Origin of the sequence: Varunaivibrio sulfuroxidans (assembly GCF_029318635.1) — a bacterium.
Classification (GTDB): domain Bacteria; phylum Pseudomonadota; class Alphaproteobacteria; order Rhodospirillales; family Magnetovibrionaceae; genus Varunaivibrio; species Varunaivibrio sulfuroxidans.
Genome location: NZ_CP119676.1, coordinates 1,202,758 through 1,224,857, shown reverse-complemented (window position 1 = coordinate 1,224,857; position 22,100 = coordinate 1,202,758). Strand labels below are relative to the sequence as shown.

Below are 22,100 nucleotides of genomic sequence, written 5' to 3'. Positions count from 1 at the left end.
GCACATGACCGGATCATACAGCGCGTTCGCGTATCTTATCGCCTCCGTTTGTTTCATTCTCGCCTTGCGCGGACTGAGTTCGCCCGAAACGTCGCGCAAGGGCAATATTTTGGGCATCATCGGCATGGCGATCGCCATCGTTACCACCCTGGCGGACCCCGACGTCGTCGGCTATGGGACAATTTTCTTGGGTCTGCTGATCGGCGGGTCGATCGGCACGCTTCTGGCGCTTAAAATCAAGATGACGGCTTTGCCGCAATTGGTGGCGGCGTTCCATTCCTTGGTCGGTCTGGCCGCCGTTTTCGTGGCCGCCGCGGCGCTGTTTCATCCGTCGGCCTACGGTATCGGTGAGATCGGCTCGATCGAACCGGGAAGCCTGGTCGAAATGGGCCTGGGCACGGCGATCGGCGCGGTGACCTTCACCGGCTCGCTAATCGCTTTCGCCAAACTTCAAGGCTTGATGTCCGGCGCGCCGATCACCTTCCCGATGCAACACAAGCTGAACGCCGCGTTGGGAATCTTGCTGGTCGTTTTGTTCGTGCTCTTTGCCGGTTCGGAATCGCACACGGTCTTCTTCTTGCTGGTGGCGTTGTCTCTCGCGCTCGGGTTCTTGATGATCATTCCGATCGGCGGGGCGGACATGCCGGTGGTGGTCTCGATGTTGAATTCCTATTCCGGTTGGGCCGCCGCCGGTATCGGCTTCACCCTGGGCAATCCGTTGTTGATTATCACCGGGGCGCTGGTCGGCTCGTCGGGCGCGATCCTCAGCTATATCATGTGCAAGGGCATGAACCGGTCGATCTTCAACGTCCTGTTGGGCGGCTTCGGCAGCTCCGGCGGCGGCGCCCCGGCGGGCGGCGGCGTCCAGGGCGACCGCGCGGTCAAGTCCGGCAGCGCCGACGATGCCGCCTTCATCATGAAGAACGCCTCGAAAGTGATCATCGTCCCCGGTTACGGCATGGCCGTCGCCCAGGCGCAACACGCGCTTCGCGAAATGGCCGACGTGCTGAAAGAAGAAGGGGTCGAGGTGTCGTACGCCATTCACCCGGTCGCCGGGCGTATGCCCGGGCACATGAACGTGCTGCTGGCCGAGGCCAACGTGCCTTATGACGAGGTCTTCGAACTGGAGGAAATCAACAACGCCTTCGCCACCGCCGATGTCGCCTTCGTCATCGGAGCCAACGACGTCACCAACCCGGCGGCGAAAACCGACCCGTCCAGCCCGATCTACGGGATGCCGATTTTGGACGTGGAAAAGGCGGGCACCGTTTTGTTCGTCAAACGCTCGATGGCGTCGGGATACGCCGGGGTGCAGAACGAATTGTTCTTCCGCGACAATACGATGATGCTGTTCGGCGACGCCAAGAAAATGACCGAACAAATCGTTCAGGGGTTGGGCTGACCTCGATCTGAATTTCGCAAAAACATCGAAATGAAAACGGCGTCCTTCCTTGGGGCGCCGTTTTTATATGCCCGCGCAGCTACAGCCACTTCATTTTTTTGAAAACCACCACTTCGATCACCGCCAGGGCCAGCAGGCCAAGGGATAACACGGTGAACCCCCAGGGCGAATTGGCGCCCGGGATACCGCCGACGTTGACCCCCAAAAGACCGGTCAGGAAGCTGAGGGGCAGGACGATCGTGGCGACCAGGGTGAGCAGGTAGATGGTTCTGTTCATATGGTCCGAAATCAGGTTGTAGACTTCGTCCTGAACCACGCTCGCCCGCTCGCGCAGGGCGTCCAGGTCTTCGACATTGCGCATTGTGCGGTCGGCGATTTCGCGAATGCGCCCGCGGTGCGTGGCGTCGAACCAGGGCGGCATTTCGCTGTGCAGGCGCACGAAGGCGTCGCGTTGGGGGGCCAGGTAACGCCGCAGTATGATCGCCTGCTGACGCAAGCGGGGCAATTCGCGGCGAATTTCTTGGGGCGATCGGCCTTCGGCAATGGCTTCTTCCAGATCATCGGCCCGTTCTTCCAGGGAATCGATGACCGGGCGCATCCTTTCGAGAAGGCGCTCGGAAAGTTGGATCAGAAAATCGGGGGGGGTTTGCGGGCCGGTCGAGGCGACTATTTTTTCATGAAGATCCCGGACCGCTTGAAGATGGCGCACGCGCACGGCGATAACGCGGTGTTCCTCGATCCACAGACGGATCGACACCATATCCTCGGGCGACGCCTCGGGATGCAGGTTGACGCCGCGAATGATGACCAGGATACCGCCGTTGATGGCGATCGACCGCGGTCGGGTTTCCTCGGCGAGCAGGGCTTCGCAGACGATCGGACTGATGGCGCTTTTGTCGATCAGCCAGCGCCGTGCGATTTCACTGGTTTGGTCGAGGAGCAGCCAAAGAGGGCCTTGCTCGGCGCGCCAATGGTTGATGTCCTTCCAGGTCAGTTCGGCGCCGCCACCGTTGCCGTCGAGCAGAAAGGCGAAGTCGTATCCGGGATGATCGGCGATAACGGCGTGATCCGTCATGGGACGTCTCCTGATGGGGGCGCCAGTATGCAGGGAAAAAGAGACTTGGCCAAGACTGACGATGTGATCGTGGTTGACGATGCGATGGGGTGGAGAAAATAAAAACGGCGGTCCTGAGTTAAAGACCGCCGTTTTTTATCTGCGTGCTTGCGTGATGACCGTGTTGCGATACGGCAAAGCGACGGCAAAAAATACCGTCAACTTCCCCGAAAACATCGTCCCGACCGTTGGTTGACCCTCGAATTAGGCATCCAGGGTCGTCGGCGCGGGAAGAAAAGCATGGTTCGTCGCGTGAATGAGGTCTTTATTAAAAGCCCTCACGCTCCAGACGCTTGCGTTCCATCTTGCGGGCGCGCGATACGGCCTCGGCCTTTTCGCGGGCGCGTCGTTGAGACGGCTTTTCAAAGGATTTACGCAGCTTCAACTCGCGAAAAATTCCTTCACGCTGCATTTTCTTTTTCAGGACTTTCAGGGCCTGATCGACGTTGTTGTCGCGAACGCTTACTTGCACGTTAAATCAACTCTCTTTCAAGAAGTGGGTATGACAAAGCCTTGTTGGCGATCGTTCCTGCCGAAAATCGAGGAAATTGCGTCAAAAACCGGCAAGAGGTGGGGTTCATATCACACTTAACGGGCGATGGAAACCTTTTGCTTGCGCCTCGGGCGGGACGTTTCGGCGCGCTTTACGCGTCCCGGCGGCGGGGCGAGGGCGATGCGGCCTCTTCCCTCTGTGGGTCGGGCGCGCTACCATCGCCCCATGACTTTATTGAAAATCGCCCGCATGGGCCATCCCATATTGTCGCGCGTCGCCGATCCGGTCGCCGACCCCGGCGCTCCGGCGGTCAAGCGGCTTGTCGATGACATGATCGAGACCATGCTCGACGCGCCGGGCACCGGCCTCGCCGCGCCACAGGTCCACGTTCCGTTGCGCGTCGTCGTTTTTTTCGTCTCGCCGCAGCGGGCGGGACAAAGCGGGGCCGAACACGACACCCCTTTGGAGCTGACCGCGATGATCAACCCCGAGATCGTTCCCCTGGATGCGGAGAAGGCCGACGATTTCGAAGGCTGCCTGTCGATTCCGAGGATGATCGGCAGGGTGCCGCGGTTCAAGAAAATTCGCTATAGCTATTGGACCTGCGCCGGCGTGCGGGTGGCGCGCGTAGCCGAGGGTTTCCATGCCCGCGTCGTGCAACATGAATGTGACCATTTGGACGCAATCTTGTATCCTCAACGGATTGAGGATTTGCGCAGCTTCGGTTTCGTCGAGGAAGTCATGCGCGCGCGATCTTCTCAGGACGGTAATGAGGCCTCTAACCCGCAGGCGGATGGATCATGACGGAAACAACCACACAGCGCGACGCCATCATGTTCGCCATGGCGGGGCACGTTCTTTTCGACGGCTGGAGCGACCTCGCCTTTCGCGCCGCGCTGGACGAGCTCGGCCTGAGCCTGGGCGAGGGGTTGCGCATCTACCCCAAAGGCCCGATCGACGTGCTGTCGCGCCTCGCCGATTGGGCCGACGAGCGGATGGCCGAAGGCATGGCCAAACGCGACCTTGAGCGCATGCGCGTGCGCGATAAGGTGGCCGCCGGGGTGCGCTTGCGCCTGGAGGCCCTGGCCCCCTACCGCGAGGCCGTGCGCCGGGGGAGCTTGGTGCTCGCCCTGCCGCAAAACGCGGCGTTGTCGTGCCGCCACACTTACAAGACGGTGGACGCCATTTGGCGTGCGGCGGGAGACACTTCGGTGGACTTCAATTTTTACACCAAGCGCGGGCTCCTGGCGGCGGTCTATGTGCCGTGTGTTTTGTATTGGTTGGCCGACGAGTCGGAGGATTTTGCCGATACGTGGGATTTTCTCAACCGGCGGATCGCCGACGTTCTGAAAATTCCGGGTCTTAAAGGAAAGCTCGAACGGCGCTTGAAATCCGCGCCCTCGCCGCTACGTCTATTGAAGAACTTCACCGCTCGAAGCGGGCGGCGCTATTGTTGATCGGAAGCGTCCTTCCGGGGCTGAAAAGGCGATGCTGACGTGATGTTGGACGGCGTAGATAGCAAAGATCAAGGGGGCGCCTCGGCGCGGGTGCGTTCCGGCGCGCCGCCGACCCTGGCCGATCACTTTGTGACGTGCTCTAAGCTGGGGCGCTACCTGACGCTGCCCAAAAGCCGTCGCTTCGTGATTTCCGACGATGTGACCGGGCAGACCCGAATGCGCACCGACGCCATCGCCATCGCCTCGATCTGCTCGCGCGACGCGCTGGTCGCCCAGGCGGCGATGTTGCCCCTGGGTCGGGCGGCCCTGGCGTCGCGGGCGCGCAAACGGGCCCAGTACGAAGAACTGTTCGACTTGATCGAACGCCAGGCCTTGGACGCCGACGTCAAGACGACGGCCCAAGGCCTACTTGAGGAAGACTTCGCCGAGGCGCGCATCCGCGCCCTGCAGGCCGATATCGGGGCTTTCGTTTCTCCGGCGCGAATGCGCTATCGCGCCTTTTTGGAGGTCGTCGGCGAACTGGTGAAGGGGCGGGTGTCGTCGGGCTATTTCCTCGATGAATTCGCCGACTTCACCAAGGCCGTGGCGGGGCGGCTGGATTTCGGCATCTACAGCTTCTGCCTCGACCGCCTGTTCGCCCTGGCGCGCATTCCGATGAAGGTGAAGAAAATGCTGGTGGCGGAAATCCTCGTCTATCCGCCGTTGATCCGCCGCGAATTGCTCTCTAATCTCTTGACCAATGCCCAGGCCGGACCGGGACTGATCGATTTTTCCCGTCAGGTGATGCATTTGAATCTAAGCAAGACCGACGTTCTCGAAATTGAATTGCTCGAAGCGGTGAAAAATCAGCGCATTACAATGGGCGAGATCGAAACGAGGTTTGCGCAAAACGCCGAGTCCTGAGGGTCTACCCGGATCGTTGACGTTCTTGTGGGGGAGACTATGCGAAGCATATTCGTGTCCGTGCTAATGGCGGCAATATTGATGGCGTCGCCGCTGCCCGCGCGCGCCGCCGCCGCCGCCGATTTTAACAAGGGGGTGCATGCCTACAACTCGGGAAACTATGCCGAGGGACTGAAATGGTTTCGCAAGGCGGCGGATCAGGGGTTTGCCCTGGCGCAAAATAATCTAGGTCTGATGTATCTTAATGGTCAGGGCGTCGTCCGCGATGACACGCAGGCGGCGAAATGGTTTCGCAAGGCGGCGGATCAGGGTGATGCTCTGGCGCAGAATAATATGGGCCTGGTGTACCTTAACGGTCGGGGTGTCGTCCGCGATGACGCGCAGGCGGCGAAATGGTTTCGCAAGGCGGCGGATCAGGGGTATGTCCAGGCGCAGCTCTTTCTCGGTGCGATGTATGACAAGGGACGGGGTGTCGCCCGGGACGAGGCGCAGGCGGCGAAGTGGTATCGCAAGGCGGCGGATCGGGGCGCTATCCGCGCACAGTACAATCTTGGCCTGATGTACGACAAGGGGCAAGGTGTCGCCCGGGACGAGGCGCAGGCGGCGAAATGGTTTCGCAAGGCGGCGGATCAGGGAGATGCCCTGGCGCGGAACAATCTAGGTACGATGTACGAGAAGGGCCGGGGCGTCGCCCGTGATTATGGGCAAGCGCTGAAATGGTATCGCAAAGCCGCGGATCAGGGGGTGCCCCAGGCGCAGAACAATCTTGGTCTGATGTATCTTAATGGCCGGGGCGTCGTCCGCGATGATGCGCGCGCGGCGAAATGGGTTCACAAAGCGGCGGATCGGGGGTACGCCGATGCGCAGCTCATTCTTGGTGCGATGTACGATAAGGGTCGGGGCGTTGCCCGGAATGACGCTCAAGCGATGAAATGGTATCGCAAGGCCGCGGACCAGGGGGACGCCCGGGCGCAGTTCATTCTTGGTGCGATGTATGACAAGGGCCGGGGCGTCGCCTGGGACGAGGCGCAAGCGGTGACATGGTACCGCAAGGCCGCGGAGCAGGGTATGCCCCGGGCGCAGAACAATCTTGGCCTGATGTACGCCATGGGCCGGGGCGTCGTCCGGGATTATGAGCAAGCACGGATGTGGTACCGTAAGGCCGCGGACCAGGGGGACGCCCGGGCGCAGAACAACTTGGGTACGATGTACGAGAAGGGGTGGGGAGGGGTTAAAAATATTGTTTCGGCGTATATGTGGCTTAGTATCGCGGCGTCGGGAGAGCTTCAAGAAGCGGCGCAACGCAGGGACGCCTTGGCGAAAAGGATGACCGCCGCCGATATTTCGCGCGCCCGCGCCCGCGCCCGAACGTGTCTGGCCTCAAAATATAGGCAGTGCGATTGAGAGGAGTGTCCCTCTGCCGATCCGTTCCGCATCGATTTCGCCCGCCGGATGATGCACTCGAACCCGAGTAAGGCCGATGTTCTTAAGATTGGACTGCGTGAAGCCGTTAAAAATCGGCGCATCACGATGGGCGAAATTGAAAACGGATTTCGCCAAAGCGCCGTGGTGAAAGATGAGGCCGCACGCACGCATAATTTTGGGTCTGGACGGGTAGGAAAATTTTAAGGAATCCGGATTATTCATGGAATTGCTAGCCTCGCCGTGCCGCGATTCCGTCGGCATGCCCCATCCAGAGAAACCGCCGAAGGTGGTCGAAATCCAACTTTTCCGGAGTCGCAACCCGACCGTCCGGTTATACTGAGCCGTTTCGATATGCGTGCCGCCGCGATATGTCCGCAGCCGCGGTTTCACGGTGCAATCGAGCGGGCTTGCATCTTTCAATCGGGGGGCGCTTCGGATCGATATCTCCCTGTGAATGTTAAGGAACGCCATGTCAGACGACTTAAGGAAATCCGCCCTGAAATATCACCGGGAGCCCCTGGCGGGTAAGATCGCCATCGCCTCCACCAAATCGCTGGTTAATCAGCGCGACCTGGCGCTCGCCTACTCGCCGGGGGTGGCCTATGCGTGCGAGGCGATCGTGGACGATCCCGCCCAGGCCGCCGTGCTTACGGCGCGGAGCAATTTGGTTGGGGTCGTTACGAACGGCAGCGCGGTCCTCGGTCTGGGCGATATCGGGCCGTTGGCGGCGAAACCGGTGATGGAGGGTAAGGCCGTTCTGTTCAAGAAGTTCGCCGGCATCGACGTGTTCGATATCGAACTCGACGCCAAGGACCCGGAACGAATGATCGAGATCATTGCCGCCCTCGAACCGACATTCGGCGCCATAAACCTGGAGGACATCAAGGCTCCAAACTGTTTCGAGATCGAAGAAAAACTGCAAGAACGCATGCGTATCCCGGTTTTTCACGACGATCAGCACGGCACGGCAATCGTCGCCGGCGCGGCGTTTCTCAACGGCCTTCGCGTCGTCGGCAAGGCGATCGATCAGGTCAAACTGGTGTCCACCGGCGGCGGTGCGGCGGGACTGGCGTGCCTGGATCTGATGGTTCACATGGGACTTCGGCGCGAGAACGTGACCTTGATCGATCGCGTCGGCGTTGTTTTCGAGGGGCGCTCCGAGGACATGAACCCGCGCAAGGCGCGGTACGCCCGGAAGACGCCCCATCGCACGCTGGGCGATGTTATGGCGGGCGCCGATGTGTTCCTCGGTCTTTCCGCCCCGGGGATACTCAAACCCGAGATGGTTAAGGTCATGGCCGACAAACCTCTGATCCTGGCGCTCGCCAATCCAACGCCTGAAATTATGCCCGATGAAGCCAAGGCGGTGCGCCCCGACGCCGTCATCGCCACCGGGCGATCGGACTATCCCAACCAAGTCAACAACGTGCTGTGCTTTCCCTTCATTTTCAGGGGCGCTCTTGACGTCGGCGCGACCACCATTAACGAGGAGATGAAGCTGGCCTGTTTGCGCGCCATCGCCGACCTAAGCATGGCCGAATCCTCGGAAGTCGTGGCGGCGGCCTATAGCGAAGAAGACCTCATGTTCGGTCCCGAATACCTGATCCCCAAGCCGTTCGACCCGCGCCTTATTATGGCGATCGCACCGGCCGTGGCCAAGGCGGCCATGGACAGCGGCATCGCCACCCGTCCGATTGAAGATTTCGACGCCTATCGTGAGCGGTTGAATCGCTTCGTATTTCGTACCGGCATGTTGATGCAGCCCGTGTTCGAACGTGCTCGAAAAAATCCGAAGCGCCTAATTTTCACCGAGGGCGAGGATGAACGGGTCCTTCGCGCAGTTCAGATTTTACGCGACGAGGGTCTCGCCCGGCCAATTTTGATTGGCCGGACCGAAGTCGTTGACATGCGGATCAAGAAGTTGGGACTGCACATCAAGCCGGGCGAAGACGTTGAGGTGGTCAATCCCGAGAGTGACCCGAGATACGACGCTTACTGGCGCTCGTACCATGAAATCATGGAACGCCGAGGCGTCTCTCCAGACACGGCGCGCACGGTCGTGCGCACGAACACCACCGTGATCGGCGCGCTGATGCTCCGATGCGGCGAGGCCGACGCCATGATTTGCGGCGCTTACGGTCAGTACAGTTGGCACCTGCGCCATATCCGCAATATCATCGGCCTTAAGGAAGATATCGCCGATTTCTCGGCTCTCGGCGTGTTGACCTTGGCGAGCGGTACTTTTTTCTTCTGCGACACTTACGTCAATTCCGACCCAACCGTCGAGGAAATCGTAAGCGCGACCATCCTTGCCGCCGAGGAAATCAAACGCTTCGGTATTCAGCCGAAAATCGCGCTGCTCTCCCATTCCAACTTCGGATCGGCGAATACGCCCACGGCGCGTAAAATGCGCGAAGCGGCGCGTATTCTTAACGAACGCGCGCCGAATCTTGAGGTCGAGGGCGAAATGCACGCCGACGCCGCCCTGAACGAGGAGTTGCGTCGGCGTATTTTCCCCAACGCGCGTTTCGAGGGGACGGCGAATTTGTTCGTCTTTCCCACGCTGGAGGCGGCCAATAACGCCTTTAACTTGGTTAAAATTCTGGGAGGCGGGCAGCCGGTGGGGCCGATTCTCATCGGTGCGGATAAGCCCGTTCATATCGTCACTCCGTCGGTTTCGGCGCGTGGTCTGGTCAATATTTCCGCCGTGGCCGTCGTTGACGCCGGTCTCGGGTCGGCGACTCCGCCTTCGTCGCCGGACCGCCATTGACAAGAAGGCGCCGCCTTCCGATATCAAACCCGTGACCGGCGATGGAGTTCGCCTTTAACCGCCCCGTGGGCTGATGACTCCTTTTTTGGCTGATTTTATTTTGCCGAAGGAGATGTGTGACGTGCCCGTTCCGCCGGTCGATCCTGCCTCTGATTCTTGCGTGGACGCTCCGGGCGCTTGCGGCGGAGTTTCCGCGCCGGGCGCGCCCCTTGCGCCCGGTGTCGCCGTTTTGCGCGATGTTTCCGCCGTCCACGAACAGCCTCATGACAACGTCCGCGAGGAGACCGCGGTTCCTTTGGACGAGGACAATCGTTTCCACGAGCACCGCGCCTGGGATGAGGACATGGCGTTCGAAAGTATCCTGTGGCCTCCGGCGCGCCGGGGAGAAAGCCCACGGGCCGCGGATCGTGGGGATATTCCGGCGTATTTTCGGGACATGAACCTCGATCAAATTGTCTCGGCGGTCGTCGCGGGTAAAGAGTCGTACGAACTTTCTTCTTTTTTTTATCGCCCGCTTCACGACATCGCCGCCATTGACTACCGCCATCGGATCTTTCGTGATCTCGAAAATCCACCTTTGTTTGCGATTGTCGAAGAGTTCGCTCGGTCGATGCACATTTCGCGAGAATATATCGCGCAGGTGGATGGGTTTTACTCCGTATATCAGAAGGCGTTGCGATTTCTCGACGGCATTGCGGCGTATTGCGATGCGCTCGAAACGCTGGAGCGGCGGTTGCGGGCGTCGAACCTGGGGTCGCGGGGCTTTCGCGCGTTGCGCGCGTATCTCGCCAAACATATCGGGTCGGGCCGGCATGCGGCGCTGGCCGCCGAGGTCGGGAAACTTAAAACGGAGTTGGCCGGCGTCACGTACTGCCTGCTTATCAAACCGGGCAAGATCGTCGTCGATACCTGCGTGGGGGAAAACGACTACGGTGCGCGGGTCGCACGAACGTTCGCGAAATTCGAACAAGGCGCGGTCAAGAGCCATCTGTTCGATTTTCCCGACGATATTCGGATGAATCACATCGAGGAGAGCGTACTCTCGATGGTCGCCAAACTGTATCCGGAGATATTCGCGCACCTCGATGCGTTCGTCGAAGGCAACAAGACGTTTGTCGATCCTTTGATCGGCGCGTTCGATCGGGAGGTTCAATTCTACATGTCCTATATCGAGCACATGGCGCGCCTGAGGCGGAGCGGGCTCGATTTTTGTTATCCCAAGATGTCGCGCACCGACAAGGCGGTTTTTAACAAAGATGGTTTCGATTTGGCGTTGGCGCACAAACGCACCAACGAGGGCTCACCCGTCGTATGCAATGATTTCGCGTTCGAGGGGGCGGAAAGGATCGCCGTCGTGTCCGGTCCGAACCAGGGCGGGAAAACCACCTTTGCGCGCACGTTCGGTCAGGTGCATTATCTTGCAAGTCTCGGCTGTCCCGTGCCGGGCAGCTCCGCGCGGCTCTTTTTGTTCGACGCCCTGTTTACGCATTTCGAGCGTCAAGAGAACATCACGGACCTCCGCGGGAAGCTCGAAGGGGATCTTGTGCGGATTCGCGACATTCTGCGAAAGGCGACGCCCGACAGCATCATCGTGCTCAACGAAATCTTCAACTCGACGACGCTCCGGGACCAGATTTATCTGGGCGGAAAAGTGTTGGAGAAGATCGTCGATCTCGATGCGTTGTGTGTTTGCGTCACGTTTATCGAGGAATTCGCCACTCTGGGCGAGAAGACGTTCTCGATGGTGAGCACCGTCGCCCCGCAAAACCCCGCCGAGCGGACGCTTAAGGTCGTGCGTCGCCCAGCCGACGGATTGGCCCATGCAATGGCGATCGCCAAAAAACACGGCGTCTCCTACGCTCAGTTGAAGGAGCGGTTTAAACCATGAAGACCTTTCTTCTTTATCGCGAACGGGACTTCGATTTCGATCGGGCGTTACCGCCGGGCTCGGATGACGTGATCGAAGATCTTGAACTAGAGACCGTATTCGGCGCGATGGCGCGCGGTGACGCATTTTTCTTCGACACGGCCAAAAATGTCCTACTGTCCGGGGCGCGAAACGACGCGGCGACGATCATTTATCGCCAGCACGTTCTTGAGGACTGTCTGCGTCACGGCGCGGCGGTTCGGGACGTCTACACGCTTTGTCTCGAAGCGATCGAACGGGAGAGAAAGAATCATTTTGGAATTTTTGGCCGCACCCCGGGAACGATACTGCATCGGTCCATCGAAGTGATGGCGATGTTCGTCGAGGTTCTTGGAAAACTGCGCCGTGTCGCCCACGCCAATGCCGATAATTTTAAGTCCGAAGGGTTGACGACTTTCGTCGCCATGCTCGAGCGCGAATTTAGCGATGACTATTTTTCCGAAATCGAGACCCATTTGGAGCAATTGAAGTTCCGTGGCGGCGTCGCGATGCGTGCGGTGTTGGGGGCCGGAGGGAAGGGAGAGGACTACACTTTAAGGGCGCCGGTGAAGGATTCTCGGAACTGGTTCCGGCGCGTTTTTTCGCCCGCGCCTTCGGGCTATACGATCACCCTCCATCCGCGTGACGACGCCGGGGCGCGGGCGCTGGACGAACTTCGCGATCGGGGGATCAATCAGGCCGCCAACGCACTCGCCCAGTCCAACGATCGTATCTTGAGTTTTCTTCAGATGCTCAAGGCGGAATTGGCCTTCTATCTCGGTTGTGTGAATTTGCATGAAACGCTGAGCGAAATTGCGGGACCTGCGGTCTTCCCAGAACCAGTTGAGGCGGTCGGTTCGCGCTGGAATTGCGCCGAGCTTTACGACGTTTCGCTGGCATTACGCATGGGCGAAAAAGTCGTGGGCAATACGGTCAACGCGGACGGCAAGCGTCTGGTGGTCGTCACGGGCGCGAACAGGGGCGGTAAATCGACCTTCCTGCGCAGCGTCGGAACGGCGCAGTTGATGATGCAGGCCGGCATGTTCGTGGCCGGGGAAAAATTTTGCGCGAGCCCGTGCGACGGGCTTTTCACGCACTACAAGCGCGAGGAAGATCGAACCATGACGAGCGGAAAATTCGACGAGGAACTGGTTCGTATGAGCGATCTTGCCGAGGCCGTCACGCCGCGATCGATGGTCCTGTTTAACGAATCCTTCGCCGCCACCAACGAACGGGAAGGCTCGGAAGTCGCGCGGCAAATCGTCGCGGCGCTCCTGGAAAACGGGTGTCGGGTATTTTTCGTCACGCACATGTACGAGTTGGCGCACGGCTATTACGAGAAAGCGCCCGAGGATACGGTATTTCTTCGCGCCTATAGGGAAGAAGATGGGTCGCGAAGTTTCAGGTTAAAACTGGGGGAACCTTTGCAAACCAGTTACGGCGAGGATCTTTATAGGACGATTTTTTCCACGGCGGCGCCCGAGGGTGGGTCGGGGGACGTCGTTAATTTATAGAAATTCACCAAATCGATTAAAGGTTCGTCGGATAAAATGGAGAACGCCATGTCTGAAAAAATTAAATCCGTGGATGCTTATGAAATTCTCGATTCCCGAGGCAACCCAACGGTGCGTGTTCGCGTCCACCTCGAAAGCGGTCACGTCGGCGTCGCGTCGGTTCCCTCGGGGGCATCGACGGGGGCATACGAGGCTATTGAGCTTCGCGACGACGACGCACGCCGTTATGGTGGGAAGGGTGTGCTGCGGGCGCTTTCCAACATCGCCACCGAGATCGCGCCGCGGATTGAGGGCATGGACCCGTTCCGCCAAGTCGAGATCGATCGTCTGATGATCGATCTCGACGGGACCGAAGACAAGTCGAATTTGGGCGCAAACGCCATCTTAGGCGTTTCGATGGCCGTCGCCAGAGCCGCCGCCCGAGCGGCGCGGACGCCCTTGTACGCCTATCTTGGAGGAAAGGACGCCTGTCGACTGCCGGTGCCGATGATGAATGTGATCAACGGCGGCGCGCACGCCGACAATTCGCTCGATTTTCAGGAATTCATGATCGTGCCGCACGGCGCGCCTACGCTTACCGAGGCGATTCGTTTCGGGGCGGAGACGTTTCATAGCCTAAAGCGGCTTTTGAAGGCGCGCGGTTATGCGACCAATGTTGGCGACGAGGGCGGGTTCGCTCCCGATCTGAAAAGCAATGAAGAAGCCTGCGAGGTGATTGTCGAGGCGATCGAGGCGGCGGGCTTCGTTCCTGGAAAGGACGTGGCGATCGCCCTGGATCCGGCGGCCACCGCTTTCGCCGTCAATGGCGAGTATAACCTGAAAAAATCGGGCGGCGGCGTCAAAAGTAGCGGCGAGATGACCGAACTTTACGCCGGCTGGATAGGGAAATATCCAATTGTTTCCATCGAGGATGGTCTGGGCGAACGCGACTGGGATGGGTTTCGGGATCACACGCGGACGCTTGGCGAACGGATTCAAATTGTTGGCGATGATATTTTTGTAACCAATCCGAAATTCATTCGTCGAGGCATCCGCGAACGGTCGTGCAATGCGGCCCTGATCAAACTCAATCAGATCGGCACCGTTACCGAGACGATCGAGGCCATCGAATTATGCCGCGAGGCCGGTTGGCGTTTCGTCATTTCGCACCGCTCGGGCGAGACGGAAGACACCTTTATCGCCGATTTCACCGTCGCCATGGGGGGCGGTCAAATCAAAACCGGTTCTCTTTGTCGCAGCGAACGGGTCGCCAAATACAACCGTCTTATGGAAATCGAGCGCGCGTTGGGTCCCGTGGCGACGTTCGATAGCCCCTTTGGCGACGGAACGTCCTGACCTTGGGAGGCTTCCGACACCGCAATGACGGCGTGCCGGTCCAGCGCGGGCTCGGCGTGGGGGGCATGGGGCATGACGGGGCGCGCGGGCAACGGGCGGCGAAGAAAACGAGGCCGCCCAATTCGTCGTGACGAGGGTCTCGCGTTGACAAAATTTCGACGCAATGTAACAGTTACAATCAATGATGGCGATGGAGTTCGCCTTTAACCGCCCTCGGGGCTGATGACTCCTTACTTGCGTCAATTGGCGAAAGGGAGGAGCTCGCGTGAAAGTCACCCGCAAACGTATCCGCGACGCGCGTGCGCATTTTCTCCCCTCCCCGACAGAGGGGAGCCGGTCGTGAGCGCGCGCGACGTTTTGCTTCAAATCGCACAAGTCGTGACCGTTATGAGCCTCGCCCCGTTGATCCAGGGCGTCATCGCCCAGTTCGAGGAACGCATACAACGGGGGCGGGGTCCCGGCGTTTTGCAGCCATATCGAGATCTCTGGAAGTTGTTTCACAAGGGCGTCGTCGTTCCGCAGACCGCATCTTGGCTGTTCTGGGCGGCGCCCGTGATCGCCTTCACCGCCATGCTTACGGTGCCGTTGCTGATTCCGGTTCTCACCAATTATCCGCTACCGCTCTCGGATATGGGCGACATTCTTGGGGGCGGGCTGATCCTCACGCTCGGCTCGTTCGTGCTTGTCCTAGCCGGTCTCGACACATCGAGCGCCTATGGCGGCATCGGTTCGAGCCGGGCGGTGATGGTGGCGATTCTCGCGGAACCGACCCTGATCGTTGTTTTCGTCGGCATCACGCTTTTGGCCAAGGCGATGTTGCCTTTCGTCGTCAATCATCTGTTGGTGGAAAACTGGGCGGCTTACTGGAGCCCGGCGCACTTGTTCGTGGTGGCGGCGTTCTTCATTCTGTTGCTCGTGGAGACCGACCGGATGCCCATTCATTCGAGCAGTTCCTTCGAGATCTACATGATCGAAGAAGCCCGTATCCTCGAATACTCCGGCCCCTTGTTGGGCCTGATTCGATGGGCTTCGATGATGAAGCAGTTCATTTTGTACACAATTTTCTGCAACGTTCTCGTGCTGCCGTGGGGATTGTCGGTCGAGGGAACCGGCCTGGGCGCGCTTGGTGCGGCGGGGGGGCTTGTGATTAAATTCATACTCGTCGCCGGGGTCGTCGTTACGGTCGAGACGGCCCAGTCGCGGCTTAGATTTTATCGTTACCAGGAACCGCTCGCCGCATCGTTCCTGCTGGCGGTTCTTTCCATCATCAGTACGCAGATGAGTTGAGCCATGTTGATTGAGCATCTTGATCCGGTCGCCTCGTCCCTCTTCAGCTTGTTGGCTATCGCCAGCCTGTTGCTTGCGTTTGTCATGCTGGGGTCGGGCTGGCTTAAGAATTATCTTTACGCCTTCGCCGCCGAATCTTGGGTCATCGCCATCATATCGGCGGCCAGCGGCTTTTACGGACACTATCCAGAACTTTACGTGATCGCGGTCCTGACCTGGCTTTTTCGCGGAATGTTGCTCCCTTATCTGATCTGGCGGATCATTCATCGTCTCGACGTCAATCGTGAAATCCATGTCATTTTGCAACCGAGCATGAGCCTTGTCATCGGAGCGTTGTTCGTCATGTTTGCGCTCGCCGTTTCCAATCGGGTGGCGACGGTTTTTCATCTCCAGCTTACGGTGGCGGTTTTGGCGTTGACCGTGATGCTATCGATGAAGCTCATCGGATTTCTCATGCTCGCCGTACGCCATGAGGCGATTAGTCAAATCCTCGGCCTACTCGTGCTCGAAAATGGCATATTTCTCGGTTCGCAGGTGTTGGTGCCGGGAATGCCCTTGCTCATTGAAATGGTTATCCTGTTCGATCTGCTCATCGTCGTCGTTTGTTTTGGCGTGCTGGTGCGCTATCTTAAGACCCACGCCGGAACGACGAGCAGTCTCGACCTTAAAAGGCTTGTCGGATGATGGTAGGCTGGCTCGTCCTTATTCTCGCACTCGCCCCATTGCTCGCCGTCCTGGGGTGTGTCGCCACGCGCCGGCCCCGCGTGAGCGAGAAGCTCAATCTCTTCGCAAGCGTCATTTCCTTCGCGGCGGCGCTGCCGTTGCCGTTTCTGACCGGCGCGCGCGCCGTCTTTTTTTTGAACGGCTATGTCATCGTTGACCGAATGGGCGCCTGGGTGGTTCTCTGCACCGCGATCGTCTACGCGTTGTCGTCGATTTACGCCGTCGGCTATATGCGCCTGTTGGGCGAAGACGCGCGGCTTGCCGACTTTTATGCCCTCTTCGCCGGCTTCGCCTTGACGACCCTCGTGGCTCCACTCATGAACAATGTCGGCATCTACTGGATCGCCATTGAACTGACCACGCTGGTCAGCACCTTTCTTGTGGCTTTCGAGCGCGCCGCCGAAAGTATGGAGGCGACGTGGAAATACATCATGGCGGTTTCGGCGGGCATTACGTTGGCGCTGCTCGGCACCGTTCTGTTCTATTGGGGGGGGACCTTCGTTTTCGGACCGACTTATCAGATGACGTGGGCGGCGCTAGCACGGGCGGCGCCGAAGATCGATCCCGTCTTGATGAACCTCGCCTTTCTTCTTGTCCTGGTGGGATACGGCACCAAAGTCGGTCTCGCCCCCATGCACAATTGGCTTCCAGATGCGCATAGCGAAAGTCCCGCGCCGGTTTCCGCCATGCTTTCGGGCGCGCTCCTCAACACCGCGATAATTGGCATCGCGCGCTTTCTCGGCGTCATGCATTCCGCCCAATTGGGTGCGCTTTCGGCGTTCGCGCTCGTTGTTTTAGGCGTGCTGTCGTTGTTGATCGGGGCGCTTTTCATCGTGCGACAACGGGGAATTAAGAGGCTGATGGCTTATTCCAGCGTCGAGCACATGGGCGTCATCGCGCTAGGCTTGGGTTTCGGCGGTCCTTTGGGTATCGCCGGCGCGCTCTACCACATGCTTAACCATTCATTGAACAAGGCGCTCATGTTTTTCGGCGCGGGCGTTATGATGCGCGCTTACGGGACCAAGGAAATCGAGAAAATTCGGGGTGTCTTTACTCATTTTCCCCGTTCCGGCGCGCTCTGGCTCGCCGGGGCCGTCGCCATAACGGGCGCTCCCCCGTTTGGATTGTTCATGAGCGAGTTCGCCATCATGCGCGCGGGCATGACGCCGAGGTTCTCGTGGGCGGTTTATGTCATGGCGGTTCTTCTTATCGTGATCTTCATCGGGTTTCTCAACCATTTTCGCGCCATGTATTACGACAATGCGGAAGATGGCGGCAAGACGGGATATCCCGCGAAGACGGAAGGGGTCTGGTGTATCGTCCCCATGGGCTTGGCCCTGGTCCCGCTTCTCGTGTTTGGCTTGTGGTGGCCGCCGGATCTTTGGCTCTATCTTGCATCCATTGCCCACAGCTTGTCTCCGGTGACGCCATGAGCGATGTGAAAGATATTGCGTCCCCGCCGGTGGAGATGCGCACCATCGATCCCGCGGCTTTGCCGGAGGCGGTGGGGGCGCTGATCGAAGGCGGGGGACGGATGCAAATGGCCTATGCCTTGCGCGACGGTTCGGGTGCGCTTGAACTGCGTTATCTTGCAAGCGGCAGACCGCGGGAGCCGTTTCTCGCCTGGCGCTGCCGGCCAAAGGATCCGGTGCCGAGCGTTGCCGCCGTCAGCCCGCTTATCGGTTGGTACGAGCGCGAGATCACGGACCTTTTCGGCGTGCGGTTCACCAACCAGCCCGAGCCGTATCCTCTTGTCTTACATCGCGGAGCCCATCCTCTCGTGCCGCCGCTGGATCCGGGCTATCCGGGCGACACGCCGATGGCGTTCCGCGAGACGGAAGGGGCGATGCCGGAAACCGACCATCCGGATATCCAGAAATTGCCGTTCGGACCGGTCCGCGCCGATGTCGTGGAGTCGGCTCAGTTTATTTTTCTTTACGTCGGCGAACATATTTTGCACCTGCAACCGCAACTTTTCTTCAAACATCGCGGTATGGAAAAACGTTTCGAGGGCAAGCCGCTTAGTCATGGGGTCATCCTTGCCGAGCGCGTATCCGGGGTGGGGGGCGTTGCTCATGCGCTGGCCTTCTGCCAAGCGGTGGAGCAGGCCGCCGGGTGCGCGGTTCCTCTCCGCGCGCGGATGTTGCGCTCTTTGCTGGCGGAACTGGAGCGCCTTTATAACCATCTTCACTACTTCGGGCATCTCGCCGACACCACGACGCTCAAGGTTGGTCAGGCCGAAGGGAAACTGTTGGAGGAGCGGGTCAAGCAGATCGGCGCCCGGCTGACCGGCAGCCGATTCTTGCGTGGCCTTCTGACTCCGGGAGGATTGCGCCGCGATCTCGACCCCGGGGCGAAAATGGGCGCCGAGCTTGACGCCTTGCGGCCCGCAATTGCGGATTATTTGCGCCGTCTCGACGGGACCAACAGTTATCTTGATCGGTTGATAAGCACGGGAATTTTGAGCCATAAGGTCGCGCTGGATCAGGGCGCCACCGGCCCGATCGAACGGGCGTCGGGGATCGATCGCGATTTGCGCCGCGATCATCCCTATGGCGGGTATGCGGAACTTTGCGTGACGGTGCCGGTTAGGGCGGAGGGCGACGCCCATGCCCGCGCCCGGGTGCGCATGGCGGAAATCGACGCCTCCCTTGCGCTCATTGAGCGGGTCGTGCGATCGCTGCCCGATGGTCCGGTGCGCGAGGCCTGCGTGCCCCGCCCGAATACCGAAGGATTGGGTTGGGCGGAATCGCCCCGGGGGTCTTTGTACTACGCCGTCCACATCGGGGCCGACGGCAGGCCGTCGCGTGTCAAGATCAAATCGCCGTCCTATTCGAATTGGCGGACGTTCCCCTTCACCGTTCACGACAGTAACCTCATGGACTATGCCATCAATGAAGCGAGCTTCGGGCTGACCGTGGCGGGATGCGATCGATAGGAGGCGACAATGCCGGCATGGACTCTTTTTGGACTTCTCAAAGGCAAAGCCACCACCGCTTGGCCCGGGCGCGACGCGGCGGGCAGTGAGGAATATAGCGGGCAGGACGGCCTTCTCGGCATGCCCCGCTTCGCTCCGCAACATTGTGGGGATGGATGTCGAATGTGCGCCGATGCCTGCCCAACGGACGCCATTTCCGTGAAAAACGACAGCAAGGGCGCCGAAAGATTGAGCGTTGATTACGGACGTTGCGTGGTTTGTCAACTTTGTATCGAGGCATGTCCCAAAGGCGTGGCGCGGGCGTCCTCGGACTGGGCGTTTGGCGCGCGCAACCGGAACGACCTCCAATTTCTTGTGGGTCCCGGCGGCGTGGCGGGGGGAGAAAAAAAGCCCACCGAACCGCGTGACGGATTTCGGCGGAGCCTGCATATTCGTCACGTCGATGCGGGATCGTGCAATGGGTGTGAATCCGAACTTCAGGCGCTTAACAACCCTTTTTACAACCTGCATCGTTTCGGTGTTTTTTTTACCCCCTCGCCCCGCTTCGCCGACCTTCTTCTGGTTACGGGATCGGTTACTTACGCCATGCGCGAACCGTTGCTGCGAACGTATGAAGCGATGGCGGAACCGCGTTGGGTCATGGCGTGCGGCGCCTGCGCCGTTTGCGGCGGGATCGCCGAAGGCGGTTATGCTTGTGGCCATGGCCTTGAGGGGGTCTTGCCGGTCGATCTTTATCTTCCGGGTTGTCCGCCCAATCCGGCGGCGATCATCGAGGCCGTGCTGATGTTTCTCGATCGCACGCGCCAGCGCGTGAAAGGAGGACGTCTTGTCGAATGAACTGGTCCTCGTCGCTCCGCTGACATGGGGCGTCGCCGCTCTCCTCGCCCTCGTCGGGTGGAGGATTGCGTTCGCCCGTATTTTGCTGGCCGTTGGGGGATTGTCGCTTTTGGCCGCCATCGTGATGCGCCTTCCAGGGGGGATGTCCGCCGTTCGCACGCCTCTGGGTTTTGACGGCGCGGTGTTTCAATTGACGCCCGATGCGCTCTGGCTGATGGGCTTCGGGCTTCCGGGGGCGGTCCTTGCGGGTTGGTTGGGAACGACGGCCCGCCGGCAACGGATGTGGATCGTGGGCGTCGCCCTCAGTCTTATCGGCGCGCTTGGTGTTTTTGGCTTGCAGGACGCGGTGAGTTTTGTCATCGCCTGGGAAATTATGAGCCTTGGCGGCGCGATTATGATTCTGGGCGAGCATTTACACGCCGAGACGGGACGTCCGGTTTTGTTCATGCTCGCCTTGCTCGAGGTCGGTGCGGTCGCGATGATTCTCGCCTTTGTCATGATCTCGGCCCAAGGTGGCGATATCTCCCTCTTCGACTTTGCCGCGCAAATGAAGGCGATGCCGCGCACAGAGCAGCTTTTCGTCGGGTTGCTCCTGTTGTTCGGCTTTGGGGCCAAGCTTGGCATGCTGCCGTTTTATGAATGGTTTCCGGGTGCTTATGGCGCGGGCAGTGGCGCGAGCGGGGCGATTTTATCGGGCGTCGTGCTCAACGCCGCCTTCTTCGGTTTGAGCCGGGGGGTTGTTTCCTGGCTGCCCGTGGGCGCCGCGTTCGCGGTGTCCTTACCGGGAATTTTTCTTGTCGCCATCGCGGTGATAAGCGCGATCTTGGCCGCGCTTTACGCCTTTCAGCAGGAGGATTGGCGCAGGTTGTTGAGCTTCTCGTCGGCGGAAAACGGGTCGATTGCGATCTGTTTACTCGGCGTCAGTTTGATGTTCCGCCACGATGGGCTGACCGACCTTGCGGGTCTCGCCTGGACCGTGGCGGCGATCCATCTCGCCGGACACGCCCTTGCCAAGGGGGCGATGTTTTTGGTGGCCGACGGCGTTTACCGCGCCAGCGGGAGCTACAGGATAGTGGGGCGCGGGTTTGTCGCGAAAAGTTCCTTTATTTTTGGCGTCGGCGCATTCTTTGCCGCCATGAGTCTCGCCGCTATGCCCCCGCAAGCCGGGTTCGTTAGCGAGTGGTTCTTGTTTCAGACGGTATTCCAGGGGTTCCACCTCACCAGTTTGGCCAGTCGGTTGACGGCGGCCCTTGCCGGCGCCGGTCTCGCCCTGACCGCCGCCATCGCCTTCGCCACTTATGTCAAGGTCTTTGGCATTGGGCTGCTGGGGCACAATGCCCAATCGAAATACCGGATGCCGGGGGCGACTTCGGCGGCGGTGGGCGCCTTGGGGGGGCTTGTCCTCGCGTTGGCCGTGGGCATGCCCGTCTGGCTTGGCGGTCTCGAAAAGGGGGTCACCACTTTGTTCGGTAGCGACGGCGTCTCGCGTATGCGCGAGGGCTGGCTCTTGGTGCCGCTGACGTCGAAATTCGCCTTTATTTCGCCAAGCATGCTCGTCATCGCCATGCCGCTACTTGCAATCATACCCCTTGGTCTGTTGCTTTTATCGCGCCGTAGAGCCGTCCGCGTCGTGCCCGTCTGGTACGGCGGCACCCGTCCCGATCCGGCGCGGGCGGCGACGACCACGCTGACGTTTTCGAACGCCTTGCGCACGTTCTACAGCTTTATTTACCAGCCGACCGTCACCACGGAACGCGAAGCCGCCCACGAAGGAAACGGGCAACCTTATTTTACCCGGCGGTTGATTTTCTCGCATGACGTGGCCCCCATTTTTGGACCATACCTATTCGCGCCACTGGAGAAATTCGTCGTCGCCTTGGCCGCGCGCCTGCGGGTTATTCAATCCGGTCATTTGAACGTGTATCTGGCGATGATCGGCTTACTTCTGCTTATTATCCTGCTCATCACCCTCCTGTAGGAAACAAGGGCAAATTAG

The 22,100-nt window shown here is 59.7% G+C and carries 18 protein-coding genes and 2 riboswitches; of the genes, 15 read left to right on the top strand and 3 right to left on the bottom strand.

Translation table 11 applies throughout. The features are described 5' to 3' along the window. The first annotated feature begins 4 nt into the window (after positions 1-4). Positions 5-1,402 carry an NAD(P)(+) transhydrogenase (Re/Si-specific) subunit beta gene (locus P3M64_RS05770; protein ID WP_132938799.1) on the top strand — a complete coding sequence of 466 codons (1,398 nt, stop codon included), beginning with the start codon at positions 5-7 and terminating at the stop codon, positions 1,400-1,402. Positions 1,403-1,481: 79 nt separating this feature from the next. Here P3M64_RS05770 and P3M64_RS05765 read toward each other — a convergent pair whose 3' ends face one another. Beyond that, on the bottom strand, positions 1,482-2,477 hold the full coding sequence (locus P3M64_RS05765; RefSeq protein ID WP_207893139.1) for a zinc transporter ZntB: 996 nt from the start codon (positions 2,475-2,477) through the stop codon (positions 1,482-1,484). Positions 2,478-2,784: 307 nt separating this feature from the next. Beyond that, positions 2,785-2,988 carry a 30S ribosomal protein S21 gene (gene rpsU / locus P3M64_RS05760; RefSeq protein WP_132938800.1) on the bottom strand — a complete coding sequence of 68 codons (204 nt, stop codon included), beginning with the start codon at positions 2,986-2,988 and terminating at the stop codon, positions 2,785-2,787. Positions 2,989-3,234: 246 nt separating this feature from the next. Here rpsU and def point away from each other — a divergent pair, with 246 nt between their 5' ends. The 4 genes from def to P3M64_RS05740 all read left to right on the top strand — a co-directional run bounded on the left by def (position 3,235) and on the right by P3M64_RS05740 (position 6,773). Further along, entirely contained in the window at positions 3,235-3,813 is a 579-nt protein-coding gene (gene def / locus P3M64_RS05755) for a peptide deformylase (protein ID WP_132938801.1), read from the top strand. After that, positions 3,810-4,466 carry a COQ9 family protein gene (locus P3M64_RS05750; protein ID WP_132938802.1) on the top strand — a complete coding sequence of 219 codons (657 nt, stop codon included), beginning with the start codon at positions 3,810-3,812 and terminating at the stop codon, positions 4,464-4,466. The genes def and P3M64_RS05750 overlap by 4 nt, the downstream gene beginning before the upstream one ends. Positions 4,467-4,508: 42 nt before the next feature. Continuing rightward, positions 4,509-5,369: a hypothetical protein gene (locus P3M64_RS05745; RefSeq protein WP_132938803.1), complete on the top strand. Its 861-nt coding sequence runs from the start codon at positions 4,509-4,511 to the stop codon at positions 5,367-5,369. 81 nt (positions 5,370-5,450) lie between these two features. Then, the gene (locus tag P3M64_RS05740) at positions 5,451-6,773 is read left to right on the top strand and encodes an SEL1-like repeat protein (RefSeq protein ID WP_165886283.1); all 1,323 of its coding nucleotides are present in this window, start codon (positions 5,451-5,453) and stop codon (positions 6,771-6,773) included. Here P3M64_RS05740 and P3M64_RS05735 read toward each other — a convergent pair. Continuing rightward, entirely contained in the window at positions 6,750-7,214 is a 465-nt protein-coding gene (locus P3M64_RS05735; protein WP_132938805.1) for a hypothetical protein, read from the bottom strand. The two genes, P3M64_RS05740 and P3M64_RS05735, sit on opposite strands and share 24 nt — an antisense overlap. 49 nt (positions 7,215-7,263) lie before the next feature. Between P3M64_RS05735 and P3M64_RS05730 the strand changes: the two genes are divergently transcribed. The 10 genes from P3M64_RS05730 (at position 7,264) to P3M64_RS05685 (ending at position 22,082) form a co-directional block, all read left to right on the top strand. Then, positions 7,264-9,564 (top strand): NADP-dependent malic enzyme, encoded by a 2,301-nt coding sequence (locus P3M64_RS05730; RefSeq protein WP_132938806.1) that lies wholly within the window; start codon positions 7,264-7,266, stop codon positions 9,562-9,564. A gap of 28 nt (positions 9,565-9,592) precedes the next feature. Next, positions 9,593-9,654, top strand: a riboswitch (Fluoride riboswitch). Between the two features lie 31 nt (positions 9,655-9,685). Beyond that, the gene (locus P3M64_RS05725; protein WP_243644750.1) at positions 9,686-11,452 is read left to right on the top strand and encodes a MutS-related protein; all 1,767 of its coding nucleotides are present in this window, start codon (positions 9,686-9,688) and stop codon (positions 11,450-11,452) included. After that, positions 11,449-12,984: a MutS-related protein gene (locus P3M64_RS05720; protein ID WP_132938807.1), complete on the top strand. Its 1,536-nt coding sequence runs from the start codon at positions 11,449-11,451 to the stop codon at positions 12,982-12,984. The genes P3M64_RS05725 and P3M64_RS05720 overlap by 4 nt, the downstream gene beginning before the upstream one ends. A 48-nt stretch (positions 12,985-13,032) precedes the next feature. Continuing rightward, positions 13,033-14,319 (top strand): phosphopyruvate hydratase, encoded by a 1,287-nt coding sequence (eno, locus tag P3M64_RS05715; RefSeq protein ID WP_132938808.1) that lies wholly within the window; start codon positions 13,033-13,035, stop codon positions 14,317-14,319. 177 nt (positions 14,320-14,496) lie between these two features. After that, positions 14,497-14,558: riboswitch (Fluoride riboswitch) on the top strand. Between the two features lie 100 nt (positions 14,559-14,658). Continuing rightward, entirely contained in the window at positions 14,659-15,606 is a 948-nt protein-coding gene (locus P3M64_RS05710) for a respiratory chain complex I subunit 1 family protein (protein ID WP_132938809.1), read from the top strand. Between the two features lie 3 nt (positions 15,607-15,609). Continuing rightward, a complete protein-coding gene (locus P3M64_RS05705; RefSeq protein ID WP_132938810.1) occupies positions 15,610-16,290 on the top strand; it encodes a hydrogenase in 681 nt (226 codons plus the stop codon). Continuing rightward, positions 16,287-17,762, top strand: a complete 1,476-nt coding sequence (locus P3M64_RS05700) for a proton-conducting transporter transmembrane domain-containing protein (RefSeq protein ID WP_243644751.1) — start codon at positions 16,287-16,289, stop codon at positions 17,760-17,762. Before P3M64_RS05705 ends, P3M64_RS05700 begins: the two co-directional genes overlap by 4 nt. After that, on the top strand, positions 17,759-19,267 hold the full coding sequence (locus P3M64_RS05695) for a hydrogenase large subunit (protein ID WP_243644752.1): 1,509 nt from the start codon (positions 17,759-17,761) through the stop codon (positions 19,265-19,267). Before P3M64_RS05700 ends, P3M64_RS05695 begins: the two co-directional genes overlap by 4 nt. A gap of 9 nt (positions 19,268-19,276) precedes the next feature. Further along, complete coding sequence (gene nuoB / locus P3M64_RS05690; protein ID WP_132938811.1) at positions 19,277-20,104, top strand: NADH-quinone oxidoreductase subunit NuoB; 828 nt, start codon at positions 19,277-19,279, stop codon at positions 20,102-20,104. Next, positions 20,094-22,082, top strand: a complete 1,989-nt coding sequence (locus tag P3M64_RS05685) for a proton-conducting transporter transmembrane domain-containing protein (protein ID WP_132938812.1) — start codon at positions 20,094-20,096, stop codon at positions 22,080-22,082. The genes nuoB and P3M64_RS05685 overlap by 11 nt, the downstream gene beginning before the upstream one ends. Positions 22,083-22,100 lie beyond the last annotated feature (18 nt).

Coding starts and splice junctions, on each gene's coding strand:
- P3M64_RS05740 (WP_165886283.1), top strand. CDS start 5,451: ATGGCGTCGCCGCTGCCCGCGCGCGCCGCCGCCGCCGCCGATTTTAAC.
- P3M64_RS05750 (WP_132938802.1), top strand. CDS start 3,810: ATGACGGAAACAACCACACAGCGCGACGCCATCATGTTCGCCATGGCG.
- P3M64_RS05745 (WP_132938803.1), top strand. CDS start 4,509: ATGTTGGACGGCGTAGATAGCAAAGATCAAGGGGGCGCCTCGGCGCGG.
- P3M64_RS05700 (WP_243644751.1), top strand. CDS start 16,287: ATGATGGTAGGCTGGCTCGTCCTTATTCTCGCACTCGCCCCATTGCTC.
- P3M64_RS05705 (WP_132938810.1), top strand. CDS start 15,610: ATGTTGATTGAGCATCTTGATCCGGTCGCCTCGTCCCTCTTCAGCTTG.
- eno (WP_132938808.1), top strand. CDS start 13,033: ATGTCTGAAAAAATTAAATCCGTGGATGCTTATGAAATTCTCGATTCC.
- P3M64_RS05720 (WP_132938807.1), top strand. CDS start 11,449: ATGAAGACCTTTCTTCTTTATCGCGAACGGGACTTCGATTTCGATCGG.
- P3M64_RS05770 (WP_132938799.1), top strand. CDS start 5: ATGACCGGATCATACAGCGCGTTCGCGTATCTTATCGCCTCCGTTTGT.
- P3M64_RS05765 (WP_207893139.1), bottom strand. CDS start 2,477: ATGACGGATCACGCCGTTATCGCCGATCATCCCGGATACGACTTCGCC.
- nuoB (WP_132938811.1), top strand. CDS start 19,277: ATGCCGGCATGGACTCTTTTTGGACTTCTCAAAGGCAAAGCCACCACC.
- def (WP_132938801.1), top strand. CDS start 3,235: ATGACTTTATTGAAAATCGCCCGCATGGGCCATCCCATATTGTCGCGC.
- P3M64_RS05695 (WP_243644752.1), top strand. CDS start 17,759: ATGAGCGATGTGAAAGATATTGCGTCCCCGCCGGTGGAGATGCGCACC.
- P3M64_RS05730 (WP_132938806.1), top strand. CDS start 7,264: ATGTCAGACGACTTAAGGAAATCCGCCCTGAAATATCACCGGGAGCCC.